The sequence below is a fragment of the Panacagrimonas perspica genome (assembly GCF_004364935.1).
GTDB lineage: Bacteria > Pseudomonadota > Gammaproteobacteria > Nevskiales > Nevskiaceae > Panacagrimonas > Panacagrimonas perspica.
Window position 1 is genome coordinate 157,992 of record NZ_SOBT01000013.1, and the last position, 13,258, is coordinate 171,249.

At 64.6% G+C, this 13,258-nt stretch carries 11 protein-coding genes; 9 read left to right on the forward strand and 2 right to left on the reverse strand.

All coding sequences use genetic code 11. The features are described 5' to 3' along the window. Positions 1 to 2: 2 nt before the first annotated feature. A complete protein-coding gene (locus DFR24_RS23915) occupies positions 3 to 509 on the forward strand; it encodes a DUF1993 domain-containing protein (protein WP_133883990.1) in 507 nt (168 codons plus the stop codon). Positions 510 to 667: 158 nt separating this feature from the next. Here the strand turns inward: DFR24_RS23915 and DFR24_RS23920 are convergent, their stop codons facing one another. Next, positions 668 to 1,042 carry a hypothetical protein gene (locus DFR24_RS23920; RefSeq protein ID WP_133883991.1) on the reverse strand — a complete coding sequence of 125 codons (375 nt, stop codon included), beginning with the start codon at positions 1,040 to 1,042 and terminating at the stop codon, positions 668 to 670. Positions 1,043 to 1,246: 204 nt separating this feature from the next. Between DFR24_RS23920 and DFR24_RS25080 the strand changes: the two genes are divergently transcribed. Together DFR24_RS25080 and DFR24_RS23930 are read left to right on the forward strand one after the other, a co-directional pair. Further along, entirely contained in the window at positions 1,247 to 1,600 is a 354-nt protein-coding gene (locus tag DFR24_RS25080) for a DUF6496 domain-containing protein (RefSeq protein WP_133883992.1), read from the forward strand. A gap of 111 nt (positions 1,601 to 1,711) precedes the next feature. Continuing rightward, positions 1,712 to 5,080 (forward strand): GH36-type glycosyl hydrolase domain-containing protein, encoded by a 3,369-nt coding sequence (locus DFR24_RS23930; protein WP_210772651.1) that lies wholly within the window; start codon positions 1,712 to 1,714, stop codon positions 5,078 to 5,080. A 37-nt stretch (positions 5,081 to 5,117) separates the two neighbouring features. Here the strand turns inward: DFR24_RS23930 and DFR24_RS23935 are convergent, their stop codons facing one another. Beyond that, positions 5,118 to 6,329, reverse strand: a complete 1,212-nt coding sequence (locus DFR24_RS23935) for a cytochrome P450 (protein WP_133883993.1) — start codon at positions 6,327 to 6,329, stop codon at positions 5,118 to 5,120. Positions 6,330 to 6,634: 305 nt separating this feature from the next. On the opposite strand from DFR24_RS23935, the gene DFR24_RS23940 reads away from it, so the two are divergent. The 6 genes from DFR24_RS23940 (at position 6,635) to DFR24_RS23965 (ending at position 13,244) form a co-directional block, all read left to right on the forward strand. Further along, a complete protein-coding gene (locus DFR24_RS23940) occupies positions 6,635 to 7,501 on the forward strand; it encodes a cupin domain-containing protein (RefSeq protein ID WP_133883994.1) in 867 nt (288 codons plus the stop codon). Between the two features lie 129 nt (positions 7,502 to 7,630). After that, complete coding sequence (gene pdxR / locus DFR24_RS23945; protein WP_133883995.1) at positions 7,631 to 9,130, forward strand: MocR-like pyridoxine biosynthesis transcription factor PdxR; 1,500 nt, start codon at positions 7,631 to 7,633, stop codon at positions 9,128 to 9,130. 129 nt (positions 9,131 to 9,259) lie between these two features. Further along, positions 9,260 to 9,748 carry an antibiotic biosynthesis monooxygenase family protein gene (locus DFR24_RS23950; protein WP_133883996.1) on the forward strand — a complete coding sequence of 163 codons (489 nt, stop codon included), beginning with the start codon at positions 9,260 to 9,262 and terminating at the stop codon, positions 9,746 to 9,748. A 148-nt stretch (positions 9,749 to 9,896) separates the two neighbouring features. Continuing rightward, complete coding sequence (locus DFR24_RS23955; protein ID WP_133883997.1) at positions 9,897 to 11,273, forward strand: DUF1329 domain-containing protein; 1,377 nt, start codon at positions 9,897 to 9,899, stop codon at positions 11,271 to 11,273. Positions 11,274 to 11,384: 111 nt separating this feature from the next. Beyond that, positions 11,385 to 11,693 (forward strand): helix-turn-helix domain-containing protein, encoded by a 309-nt coding sequence (locus DFR24_RS23960; protein ID WP_133883998.1) that lies wholly within the window; start codon positions 11,385 to 11,387, stop codon positions 11,691 to 11,693. Positions 11,694 to 12,383: 690 nt separating this feature from the next. Further along, positions 12,384 to 13,244 (forward strand): cupin domain-containing protein, encoded by an 861-nt coding sequence (locus DFR24_RS23965; protein ID WP_210772650.1) that lies wholly within the window; start codon positions 12,384 to 12,386, stop codon positions 13,242 to 13,244. Positions 13,245 to 13,258 lie beyond the last annotated feature (14 nt).

Consider the following 13,258-nt stretch of genomic DNA (forward strand, 5'->3'; position numbering starts at 1 on the left):
CCATGTACTACCCGGTGATTTCGCAGTGCACGCAGGCGCTGAAGAGCCTCAGGACCTTCCTCGACAAGGCCGAGCAGCATGCCGCCGCCCGGAAGTTCGACGTCGGCATCCTGATGGGCAGCCGGCTCGCACCCGACATGCTCGATTTCATCTACCAGGTGCAGAGCGCCTGCGACTACGTGAAGGGCGCGGCGGCCTGGCTATCGGGGCAGGCGGTGCCCAGGCACGAAGACAACGAGAAGACGATCGACGAGCTGCGCGCCCGCATCGACAAGACGATCGCCTTCGTGCAGAGCGTCCCGGAGTCGCAGTACGCCGGCGCTGCGGAGCGCCAGGTCCGTTTCTCGTGGGCGCCGGGGAAGATCATCGCGGGCGACGACTACCTGCTGCAGATGACCATCCCCAACACCTATTTCCACATCTCGATGGCCTACGCGATCCTGCGCAGCAACGGCGTGGATCTCGGCAAGATGGATTTTCTGGGGCCGATCAATCTGGTTGCTGGATAAGGTCGCTCCGGCGCCCCGGCTCGCGTGGCAGCAGATGCCGATGCAGGATGCGAGGGCTCCTTGCGCGAGGCCTGCGCATCGCGCGACCGAGCATCCGAGGGCGTGGCCCCGTCGTGCTGACAGGCTCCAGGCCTCGCGTCACCCGTTGAGCGAACCGCTCATGCCGGCAGCGGCGATGCCGGATCGACGTCAGGACCCTCGTTCACTTCCGCGTCGCGCTTGCGCTGTTTCTTTGCCTTGACGTCCACCTTGCGTGCCGCGGCCGCTTCCTTGCGTGTCGGCGTCGCGATGTTCGTCAGCTTGTGATGCAGACGTTCGCGGCCTTCCTGCAGCGTCCGGCGCAGTTCGTCTTTCGTGCGGACGACCACCTTCTTGATGTCGTGCCCTGCGCCCAGCAGGACGTCCTTGGCGCAGTGCAGGGTCTGCGTGCCGGACTGCACCAGGTCCTGTCCGTGACTCAGGACGAGGGTCACCTTGCTGCGGCCTGCGGCGACGTTTTCTTTTGCGGATTCGATGATCGATGTCGGATTCATGGTCGGGATTCGTGGGATGAGAGTGGATCGAATGCAGGACGTTCGTGGACTGTGGACGCCCGAGCGACCGATGTGAGGGGCCGCTCGCAGCAAGCGGAGCACAAGGCGCGCCCGGCGAATGCTTATTCGAAATCAGGGCGTCCGTCGCGCGATCTCCGGGATCGTCCCTTGCAGTCGCCATCCTTCCCGCCGCAGGAGAAGCGCATGGCCCGCTATGGAAAGACTGCCGCCACGAAGGTGAAGAAGGCCTTGGAGGAGCGGAAGAAAGGCACGCTGAAAAGTGGCCGCTCGGGAAAGACAGTCCGCAGCCGGAAGCAGGCGATCGCCATCGGTCTGTCGGAGGCCCGGCGTGCGGGGGGCAAGGTGCCGAAGAAGAAAGCCCCGGCCAGGAACTCTCCGGCGCGGAAGGCGGGCCGGAAGGCGACGAGCAAGACATCGTCAGCTCGCAAGAGCCCCCGAGCGTCGGCCGCGAAGAGAGCCGGTCGAAAGTCCGCGACCGCCAGGAAGGCGACGAAGACGCGGGGCCGCGCGAAGACGAAGCGAGCGGCGCGCAAGTAAGGCGGCTCGACGACGTTCGTGGCTGTTGGTCGTTCCGCACGCGGTCCCTGTATCGTCGGGTTTCTGCGCCGGCGGATTTCTGCGCCGCCTCTGCGATGGAGAAAGATCGTCGTGAACCAAGCACCTCAAGCACGCAAGGGCCGGTCGCTGGCCAGCCCCTCGGGCCTTCGGGCGGACGTCACGACGGCCGGCTCGATTCGCCGGCTCCACTGCCGGGACGTCACGCTCTCCCTGTTCGTCGGCAACGAGCTGGAGGATGGCGCCAGCAACATCTACCTGCGCCGCCGCGGAGCGAGCCCCGAAGCGACGCCTCTGCTCGGGCCCTCCAGCCCCACGCGCGTCGAGCGAAGCGGTCGCGAGAACGCGCTGCTCGGGGGTGGAGAGTGGCAAGGGATCCGCTACCAGATCTCGTTGATCCTGTCCGAGAGTGCGAGCGCCTGGTTCTGGCACGTCGCGCTCGAAAACTGCACCGCCACCGCAGAAGAATTCGATCTCACGTACGTGCAGGACGTCGCGCTCGCCTCGTACGGCGCAGTCCGCCTGAACGAGTTCTATGTGAGCCAGTACCTCGACCACGCGCCGTTGCTGCATGCGCGGTTCGGGCGGCTGGTGGCCACGCGCCAGAACCAGGCGGTCGATGGCCGCCATCCCTGGACCTTGATCGGCTCGCTGCGGTCGGGCGCCGCGTTCGCTACCGACGCGCTGCAGTTCCACGGCTTCGCTTCACGACAGCGAGCCCCGCTGCCGGGACTCGCGGGCGAACTTCCGGGTCGACGCCTGCAACACGAGCACGCCATGGTCGTCATCCGCGATGCACCGATCGCGCTGGCAGCGGGCGCTCGCATCGACAGCGGGTTCTTCGGCGGGTACTGGGAGCATCATCCCGAGGCCACATCGGATGCCGATGCCCAGCGGGCCGACGATCTGCTGCGGCTTCCGGAAGCCCGGCCGATGGCGCTTGCCGCTGGCAATGCGGTGGAAGAGGCCTCACCGCGATCGCTGTTTTCTTCGGCGCCGTTGTTGCGCTGCCAGCGATTGGATCGGCCTGCGCTGCGCGCCCTGTTTCCCGCGCCGTGGCGGCATGAAGAGACCGACAACGAGGATCGGCTGCTCTCGTTCTTCCACGCGGCCGATCGGCACGTGGTCCTGCAGGAAAAGGAGTGGGCGACGCTGCGGCCGCACGGGCATGTCCTTCGCACCGGCCGGCATCTGACGCCCGACGAATCCGCATTGACGTCGACGGCCTGGATGGCCGGCGTCTTCCACTCGATGACCACGCAGGGTCATGTGAGCATCAACCGTTTCCTGTCCACCGTACACAGCTATTTGAGCCTGTTCCGGTCTCACGGGCAGCGCGTGTTCGTGGAGATCGACGGCGCGTGGCAGCTGCTCGATGTTCCGTCCGCGTTCGAGATGTCGCCGACCGGCTGCCGCTGGATCTATCGGCACGCAGGCGGCGAGATCCACGTGCGTTCCGAGGCGCACAGCGATCCGCACGCCGTCACGGTCGGCGTCGAGATCGTCCGCGGACCCGCATCGCGGATCCTGGTGTCGCATCACGTCGCGCTCAATGGCGACGACGGCAGCACGCAAGCTCCGGCCCTGTGGAGAGCGGACGGACGCGACATCGTTCTCACGGCGATCGCGGATTCCGATGTGGGCCGCCGCTTTCCGGATGGATGTTTCCGGCTCTCGCCGCTCGACGGGACGAGCGTGGAGCAGGTAGGCGGTGACGAGCTCTTGTTCGACGATGGCGTGTCACGCAGCGAACCCTTCGTCTGCCTGGTGACGGCGCCGGCCACGACATTCGGCTTTCGCGTTCGCGGTCATCTGGTCGCCGAGGATGGCGACGAGGTGCTGAAGACAGCCGACCACGAGCCCCTGATCCCGCGGTTCTCGCTCGAGGCCGAGGGAGCCGGGACGAAGGACGAGCAGGTCAAGCGGCTCGGTGATATCGCGACGTGGTTCACCCACAACGCCTTCGTCCATTACCTGTCGCCTCGCGGCCTGGAGCAGTATTCCGGCGGCGGCTGGGGTACGCGCGACGTCTGCCAGGGTCCGGTGGAACTGCTGCTCGCTCTGGATCGCGTTGCACCGATCCGCGATCTGCTGCTGCGCGTCATGGCGACGCAGAACGCCGACGGCGACTGGCCGCAGTGGTTCATGTTCTTCGAGCGCGAACGGAACATCCGCCCGGGCGATTCCCACGGCGACATCGTGTTCTGGCCGCTGCTCGCGCTCGGCCAGTATCTGGTCGCCTCCGGCGACGGCGGCCTGCTGGACGAGTCCGTGGCGTTTTTCCAGCAAGGAGAGCGCGGCACGGTGTGGGATCACGTGCAGCGCGCGATGAAGGTGATCGACCAGCGTGTCATCGCCGGCACGCGCCTGGCTGCGTACGGACACGGCGACTGGAACGATTCGCTCCAGCCCGCCGATCCCGTCATGCGCGAACGCCTGTGCAGTGCGTGGACCGTCACGCTGCACGTGCAGATGCTGACGACGCTGGCGCAAGGATTGCGCGCGGTGGGTCGTCACGAGCAGGCCGCTGCGCTGGAGGCGCAGATCGACGGCGTGCGCGCCGACTTTCAGCGGCACCTGGTCGTGGATGGCGTCCTCACTGGATACGCGCTGTTCCAGGACGACGACGCTCCACGCTTGCTGCTTCACCCTCGCGACGAGAGCACCGGCGTTCGCTACAGCGCGCTCGCGATGGTGCACGCCATCCTCGAGGATCTGCTGACGCCCGAGCAGGCGAAAACCCACCTGCGCCTGCTGGAATCGGAACTCAGCGGGCCGGACGGACTGCGGCTGTTCGATCGGCCGATGCGCTATCACGGCGGTCCGCAGCGCCTGTTCCAGCGCGCCGAGACCGCGACGTACTTCGGGCGCGAGATCGGCCTGATGTACATGCATGCGCACCTGCGCTACGCCCAGGCGCTTGCCCGCGTCGGCGACGCCGAGCGCTTCTTCCAGGCGTTGTGCCAGGCCACGCCCATCGGCATCCGGTCGGTCGTGCCGGGCGCGACTTTGCGTCAGGCCAACTGTTACTACTCGAGCTCCGATGCGACGTTCGAGGATCGCGACCAGGCGAGTGCCGAGTACGACCGCGTGCGAAATGGGACGATTCCGTTCGACGGCGGCTGGCGCGTCTACTCGAGCGGGGCCGGTATCGCGCTGGGCCTGATCGTGCGCCGGTTCCTTGGACTGAGCGTCGAATGGAACCGTCTCAGCCTCGATCCGGTGATGCCGCCGGCCCTCGACGGACTGCGGGTCCAGACCTCGTTGCTGGGCCGGCCGGTCAGCGTGATCTATTCGGTGCGCGGGACGGGCTCCGGAGTGAACGGCGTGGTGCTGAACACGCGCGCCGTCGCATTCACGACTGGCGCGAATCCCTATCGGCGCGGAGCGGCCATTCTGGATCGCGGAGCCATCATCGGGCTGCTCGAACAGGAGAACGTTCTGGAAATCGACGTCGGCTGAGATCGGCTCCGCGCGCCGGGACCCACGCTCGGCCCTGCTACCAGACCAGTGGCAGTCGCGTGATCTTCGATACCGTGCCGCCGCAGACGGTGACATCCGCGCCCTTTTCGAGCGTGAAGTCGGGGATGTGCTTCAGCCATTCCTGCAGACCGATGACCAGCTCGTTGCGTCCGAGCAATGCGCCCGGGCAGCGATGAGGCCCGTGGCCGAAGGTCAGGATCTTGTGGACCGGCCGGTTCCAGTCCACGTCGAGCGGCCGCTCGTAGATGGACGGATCGAGATTGAAGAACTGCGAGGCGATGGCGACCATGTCGCCTTCCTTGAAGACGGTTCCTTCGATCTCGAAGTCCCCGCGCGCCTGCCGCGCCATCGTCACCACCGGGAAGCGCCGGATCAGTTCGAGCGAGGCCGCCGGAATCAGCTCCGGCTTCTCCACCAGCGCGCGTCGATGTTCCGGGTTCTGTGCCAGGAACAGCATCACGAAGCTGAAGAGCGAAGAGACGGTATCCAGGCCTGCCATCAGGATATGGATGGCCGCGTTCAGCGCTTCGGCTTCGGTGATGGGCCGGCCCGCGATGTCGGCATTGGCCGCCCGGCTCAGCAGGTCTTCACCGTCTTTTCCGCGGCGCTCGTTCAGATAGGGCTCGAGATAAGCCGCGAGGCCATTCATGGCCGCGACGCGCTTGTCGGGATCCGGGTCGCGCGTCGACGCCTCGGCGAGGCCGCCCAGCTTTTCGCGATCGGTGGTGGGCAGCGCGACCAGTTCGAGAAAGACCGAGAGCGGCAGCACATCGCCCATCTGCGAGATGAATTCGCAGCCGCGCGCCGGCGCCAAGGTGGAGGCGAGCTCCGCGGCGAGACTTCGCACCGACTCGCTGCGTCCGCCGATGATCTTGGGCGTGAGGCCGGCGTTGAGGAAGGCGCGGAACGGCTGGTGCTCCGGAGGGTCGAGCGTCAGCGCGCCCATCGAGACCTGTGCGGGTGCCACCGGGACGAAGAAATAGCGCGAGCTGAAACGCTCGTGATCCCCGTACAGCGCCAGGACGTCCGGCCCGCGCACTGCGACCCAGTGACCGCCGTGATGCGGCGACCACACGAACGGATAGGGCGTTGCGCGCTGGAATTCCACGAACGCCTCGTGGAAGCGATTGGCGTCGCGAGTGGGGTTGTAGACGTCGAAGTCCACGACCAGATGCTCGGGGACGTGACTCGGAATCCGCTCCTTCTCGATTCGCGGTGCGTCGTTCATTCTTGCTCTCTCCTCTCCACGGCTTTGAATCGCCCGCCGTCATGACACGTTTTCCGGCCAGGAGCTGGACAACGCTGCACCTGCGCGGAAGCCTGCCTGACGAACTGTTCGTACGGTAACGCGCCCCTTTGCCGCCGGTGCTGCCCGTCGGAACAGGCCTTCACTGCGAGCCTGTGATGGCCTCACGGCGTGCCCGCCCACGCTACTTGGTCCGATGACTCTCCCGCGACTTGGTACTACCCCTGCATCCCGGGCCGGGTGGACCATCCTCGGACCGCCTTATCCGGTCCGAAGGAGAAAGAACGATGGGTGTCAACGAAACCGCCGCAACGAGTACGCCGGCAACGCACAAGGTCCATGGCGGCACGCAGGATCCGCCGCCGGATCAGTGGATTCCGTTCGAGTGGGAAGAGCCCCGCCTCGGGCGGCAGGTGCACGGCGAGATCGCCGTGATCCGCACCTTCGGGACGTCGGGCACGCTGATGGCCGGGTTCTGGCGCACGGGTCCGACGTCGCCCGGTGGCTCGAAGGATGGTTCTCACAAGATCGTGTATTCGGCACCGCTGGGCGACGAGACGGCCGTCGTCATTGACGGTTCCGCCACGCTCACCGTGAAATCCACCGGCAAGAGGTACGAGGTGGCGCCGGGCAGCATCATCAGCAGCCCGAAGAACCTGGAAGTGACGTGGGAGATCAACGGGCCCAGCTTCAAGAAGTACTGGTGCATCTTCAACGGAACCCATCCCGTGGCGAATCCGCCGCAGGACCTGAAGATCTCCAACATCAACGACAACCCGGCCGAGTGGCAGGAATACCACTTCGAGGAGCCCAAGGAAGGACCGTTGGTGGCGGGTGAGCTGTTCTTCATCCGTGAAGGCGGTTCGACCAGCACGATGCTCAGCGGCATCTGGCGTTCCGGCAAGGGAATTGCAGGCAGTGATGTGGACGCGAAGGGCAAGATGGTGACGCCGTACACCGGCGTGCTCGGCGACGAAACGATTTTGCTGCTCGAAGGCGAAGTCGACGTGATCGAAACCCTGAGCGGCAGGAAGCATTCGTTCCGCGCCGGCGACGTGATCGGCCTGTCATCCGGCATGCACGTCACGTGGATCTCGAAGGGACCGTTCTCGAAGAAGCTCTGGGTCATCACCAAGGATCAACTGCCCAGTTGATCCGCCAGAATCATTCTCGAGGGTAGGGACAGCGCTCTCGACCGGAACCATGCTCCGGTCGAGGGCTTTTCCACATGCGGACTCGTGACGCCCTAGCATAGGAATTGTTGATCCGGAGCTTCTCGCCAAATGGCCAAGGTGCCACGACGGCTTTCGTCGACCTATTCGGTCTGGCTGATCACCCTCGACGGGGTGGGGACGCTGGTCGACCAGCTTGTCCGGGCCTTGCGCGTCGAAATCCTGAAGGGTCAGGTCGGCGCCAGGCTCCCCCCGACGAGGACGCTGGCGAAAGATCTGGGACTGTCGCGCAATACCGTCATCACTGCGTACGGCGAACTGGCCAACGAAGGGCTGGTCATCAGCCATTTCGGAGGCGGATCGTTCATCGGTGGACAGACGTCCGCCCGCGAGCCGGGTACATCGGCGAAGACATCTCCGGTCGCCGTCGGTGCAGCACCCGGCGAACTGCGGCTGACCAAGTTCGCGCGCCGGCTCGAACAACTCGATCCGTCGCCGATCCTCGAGCGGCCGGAACTCAAGTTCGATTTTCGATACGGCCTGCCGGTGCTGGGTGATTTTCCGTTCGGAACCTGGTCCCGCATCGTGGCGCGCCGTGCGAGCTCTTCGGCGGTATCCGTGCTCGGATACGGTGATGCGGCCGGATACCTGCCGCTGCGCGCCGAAATCGCGCAGTACCTGTTGCGCGCCCGCGGCGTTCGTTGCGATCCCGAGCAGATCATCATCACCAACGGATCCCAGCAGGCGCTCGATCTGACCGCACGGATCCTGATCGACCCGGGCGACCGGGTCGTCATCGAGGAGCCGAACTACGAGGGCGCGCGCCAGGCCTTCTCGATGGCGGGCGCAAGAATCGTCGCGGTTCCGGTCGACAAGGACGGCTTACAGGTGAATCGGCTGCCGGCCCGCTCATCGCGCTGTCGTGCTGCCTACGTCACGCCCTCACATCAATTTCCCACGGGCGCCGTGATGTCGGCGCCCCGTCGTCGCGAACTCCTGCAGTGGGCGAATGCCCAGGGCTGCTTCGTCATCGAAGACGACTACGACGGAGAGCTGCGATACGACATCCGCCCCATCGAAGCCATCAAGGGCGGCGACGAGAACGATCAGGTGATCTACGTCGGCACGATGTCGAAGGTTCTGTTTCCGTCCTTGCGGCTCGGCTATCTCGTCAGTCCGCGCCGGCTGGTGAAGAGCTTCATCGCGGCGAAGCACGCCTGCGATCGCCAGACTCCCGCCTTGCTCCAGACCTCGCTGAGCGACTTCATGGCGCAGGGCCACTTCAACCGGCATCTGCTTCGCGCACGACGCCTGTGTGCGCAGCGCCGGACCGCTTTGCTCAAGGCGATAGAAGCGCACCTGGGCGCGTCGGTCACCGTCGAAGGAGCGAACGCCGGTATCCACGTGATGATGTGGCTGGTGGGGCGTCCGTCATCGGATGTCGCGCGCATCGTCGACAAGGCGGCGGAAGCCGGCGTCGGCATCTATCCGATCGCGCCGTACTTCATGCACGCGCCGCGCGTGGCCGGTCTTCTTCTGGGATACGCCTCCATGGAAGAAGAAATGATCGACGAAGGAATAAGCCGTCTGGCGGATGTACTAAAACAATAATCATCAAGTATTGGTACTTTCAAATATCGGGATATTGGTTCTTCCGAAGTTGTCATCGCATCGCCAATCTACTCCTGCGCTCCTGATCGGCAGGAGCGGTCCAGATCCCAAGGCGGAAGAACCAAGGCGATGGCTATCTATCTCAGCATGCAGCGTGTGCGTTTCTCGAGTCCCGACGGATACGAGAAGTTCAAGGTTGTCTTCGCCGACGTGCGAAACCATCTCAAGAAGCACCCCGGGTTTCTGCACCTGACCTGGTGGGACCACCCGGACGATCCGACGTGGTTCAACGAAGTGAGCTTCTGGAGCAGCAAGGAAGCGCTGACCAGCTGGCATATGGACACGTACCACAAGCACGCCAAGGAATGGGCGGCGCGTGGCGCGATCATGGAAGACATCATCACCAACTTCGAGCTCACGAGCACCCGCCTGCTGCGCGTGTGCCCTTGCTGCGGAAACTTCAACGATCGCGCCTTCGATCTCGCGCGCGAGCAGCAGGAGCTGGCGACGCCGTGCCAGAAGTGCGGTTTTCACTTCCCGATGCTGGCCGAGACGCCCAACAGCACGGCGGTTTACCAGGACGCGCCGGGAGCCGTCGGCTCCGCGCTGGAGAGGTGACGGAACGTGCACCTATCCCTGTTTCCAGGACGAGCCCGCTCGCCGCCTCGCGCGTGATCTAGAAACAGCAGGGCGTCGTCCATTTGGGACGAACCGACCCTGTAACCCCGTCGAATGCCGAGCATTCCAAATTGCGGAAGGACCTTTTATGCGCATCAGAAAGTATGACTTCGACTACAGCCGTCGCGTCTTCATGGACAAGGTGGCCAAGGGAGCGGCGGGCGGCGTGCTGGCGCCGCTGTGGCCCACGGTGGCGAATTCGGGAGAGGTGACCAAGGCGTATCCCGACGAGCTTCTCTCGATCGAGATGTACACGAAAGGGAAGATCAAGCCGGGCGACGTCATCACCTCCGCGAACGTGGATGTCGTCAAGGACCTGCTGGATCCGATCTGCTACAAGCAGGTCAAGGAGATGAACCGCAGGATCAAGATCAAGGAATCGATCAAGGACATCAGCAAGATGTTCAACCATCGGTACCTTGAGCTGACGCTCAAGAATGCCGGCCGCGCGAAATTCTCGACCGACGGTAATCTCTGGACGGACGGCAAGGAGGGCGACATCTGGGTCGGCGGCATGCCGTTCCCGGATGCGAAGACGGCGCAGGAAGCCTGCTGCAACATCAGTACGAGCTGGGGCCGGCACGACTATTCGCAGTACGTCATTCCCTGCTGGTCCGTCGGACCGGACGGCGAGCAGGCCTACTTCCACAACCTGATCTGGTTCGAACTGCAGACGACCGGCCGCAACGACGGCGAGATCTTCAAGGGGTTCAAGGACAAGCTTCGCCTCAACACGGCGCTGTTCACCGGGCCCAACGACGTCAAGGGCAGCTCGTTCCTCAGCGTCTGGTATTACGACCAGCGCAAATTTCCCGATCTCTACGGCTACTTCCCGGCGTTCAAGCGCGTGCGGCAATTTCCGACCAACCAGCGTTTCGAGCCGCTGGTTCCGGGCATGGCGCTGCACCTGACCGATGCATGGGGCGCTGGCGATCCGATGCTGACGTGGGGAAATTTCAAGATCGTCGAACGCAGGCCGATGCTGGGTCCCTGTGCGGACAACTGGTACGCCGGCCATCACCCCAACTGGTACGCGCCGTTCCACGGTGGTCCAAAGGGCAAGACGTTCTTCGACAAGACCTTCGAGCTGATTCCGGAATGCATCGTGTGGGATTCCGAGCCCACCGGTTTCGCGCGCGCACCCGTCGGTCGTCGCCGCACCTGGTCGGACGCACGCAACGGCACGATGGTGACGCAGGTGACCTACGACCGGCGCGGCGAGCTCTACAAGCAGATCGAATTCGGCACCGGCCAGATGAAGAACGACGTGACCGAGATCCTCGACGCGGATGGGTATCCGGATTGGTCGTGGCATACCGCGCAGTTCCACGACATCCAGAGCAATCGCATCACGCTGATCCGGCACGCACGCGAAGCCGACGGATACAAGTCGCTCTTCATCGACGACGGAACGGCGTACGACAAGTTCATGACCACGTCGGCGGTTGCCCGTCTGGGCCAGTAAGACAATGAGGCGAAGTGAGGAGAGAGGACGTCCCTCGGCCAGGCCTGCCTCAGGCCTGGCCGATGTGGATGCGATGTGCAGGCCCGGCGAAGCGCGAGCGGGTGGACCGCGATGAAGCTCGATCTCGAAGTCGGACTGTGCACCCGGTGCGGTGTGCTGCTGCCCCCGACGGTCGGCGTGCCACATCCGGACGCTGCGGACGCGATTCCCGTGGCGAAGCTGACGCGGTCCGAGCGTCGCGTCTTTCTTCTGTTGTGCAAAGGCTTTTCCAACAAGCAGATCTCGGATCGATTGGTGGTATCCGGGAACACCGTCCGTTTTCACCTGAAGCAGGTCTACGCAAAGCTCGGAGCCCGCTCCCGTGCACATGCTGTCGCACTCGGAAGCGGCGCCTCGTTGGATGTTCCGGTTCTGGAATGAGCATCGTGGAGCGCACCGGACGGCGCTTTTCGATGACGGGTTTCCTCCTCGTGCGTTTCGGGCACGATTCGCTGGCGGCCGCGAGGCCGCCAGCACTTTTTGATTCATGAGCAAGGGCGCCCACGATCGTGCAGGCGCCCGGCGAAGTGCGGGAGGCGGTGTCTCGAGTCGTGCGCAAGCGCGAGGCCGCGATCTGCCGGGGATCGCAAAGCTCCTGTGCCGTCAGTGGATGTCGACGCTGCAGGAATCAATGCGTGCGTGGGCGCTGCAGCGCGGCTGCGATCTCGTGATCACCGAAGAGCCTCGCCCGCCGGCGGAACGCCGGTCTGTCGTCTGGACACGGAAATGACCGGAGCGGTTTCGCGAACGGCACGAAGGATGAGGGTGCTCCGGGCCCGCGCCGCTTCGCACCGGCGGCTCGAGCGGCGCATGCGGGCTAGGCGGACGGCGACGGGAGCTGCGCGACTTTCGTCCCGATGGCCGAGCCGATTGGTTCGCTTGTTCGTCGCGCACTTGGTACTACTCGACGGAGCGCTCGAGGCGGATGATGAGATCGACGGTGAAGTTTGATTGCGCCACGCGCTTCGCGAGGAAGCTGCTTGGCCCCCTGCGTGCGGAAGGGTCTCGAAGAGATCCGTTCGCGCTGCTTCCACCTGCGGCAAGGCCGCGACCAGCGAGGAGATCGGATCCGTGAACGACGCTCACCCCCAACGCATTGCGAAGTCCTTTGAACTTTTCGTAGGGACTCGAAACGACAATCCCGGGAACTGGGCGCCGTTCGAATGGGACGATCCGGTTCACGGCAAGCAGTCGAAGGGAGATTTCATCGTGATCCGGCCGGAGGGCAGCAGTGGTTCGCTGTCGAGCGGCCTGTGGCGGACGAGCCCGGTTTCAGCGGGCTGTCGCCCGGATGGATCGTGCACCGTCGTCTACTCCGCCCCGTTGGGTGACGAGACGATGCTGATCCTGGAAGGCGAGGCTTTCGTGACGGTAGCCAAGACGGGCAAGAAGCATCACATCAAGGCCGGCACGATCATCAGTCACCCGAAGGGCCTCGATGCGACCTGGGAGATTCCGGGGCCGTTCCTGAAGAAGATGTGGTTGATGTGGGACAGCCCCCAGGTCAACAAGATCAAGCCCGCCGAGGATTTCTACGTGGGCGACATCACCGGCGCACGTGATCGCTGGATCCCGTTCGAATGGAACGAACCCGCGCACGGACCTTCACGGGAAGGCGAGATCCAGATCGTCCGCGACGTCGGAACGACGGGAACGCTGATGTGCGGCCTCTGGCGGACGGGCATGAGCTCGCCGGTACGCCGCGCCGACGGTTCGTCGGAAGTCCGCTACTCGGCGCCGCTGGGCGACGAGACGCTGATCGTGCTCGAAGGCGAGGCCACGCTCACCGTCACGCAGACGGGAAAGGAGTACGCGGTGAAGGCCGGCGACATCATCGGCCACCCGAAGGATCTGGACGTCGTCTGGTCCATCCACACGCCGTTCCTGAAGACATTCTGGATCCTCACCGACGCGACACCGCCGTCGATTTGAGGTCGTCGGGAACG

Coding starts and splice junctions, on each gene's coding strand:
- pdxR (WP_133883995.1), top strand. CDS start 7,631: ATGGCCAAGGTGCCACGACGGCTTTCGTCGACCTATTCGGTCTGGCTG.
- DFR24_RS23960 (WP_133883998.1), top strand. CDS start 11,385: ATGAAGCTCGATCTCGAAGTCGGACTGTGCACCCGGTGCGGTGTGCTG.
- DFR24_RS23950 (WP_133883996.1), top strand. CDS start 9,260: ATGGCTATCTATCTCAGCATGCAGCGTGTGCGTTTCTCGAGTCCCGAC.
- DFR24_RS23935 (WP_133883993.1), bottom strand. CDS start 6,329: ATGAACGACGCACCGCGAATCGAGAAGGAGCGGATTCCGAGTCACGTC.
- DFR24_RS25080 (WP_133883992.1), top strand. CDS start 1,247: ATGGCCCGCTATGGAAAGACTGCCGCCACGAAGGTGAAGAAGGCCTTG.
- DFR24_RS23955 (WP_133883997.1), top strand. CDS start 9,897: ATGCGCATCAGAAAGTATGACTTCGACTACAGCCGTCGCGTCTTCATG.
- DFR24_RS23920 (WP_133883991.1), bottom strand. CDS start 1,042: ATGAATCCGACATCGATCATCGAATCCGCAAAAGAAAACGTCGCCGCA.
- DFR24_RS23915 (WP_133883990.1), top strand. CDS start 3: ATGTACTACCCGGTGATTTCGCAGTGCACGCAGGCGCTGAAGAGCCTC.
- DFR24_RS23940 (WP_133883994.1), top strand. CDS start 6,635: ATGGGTGTCAACGAAACCGCCGCAACGAGTACGCCGGCAACGCACAAG.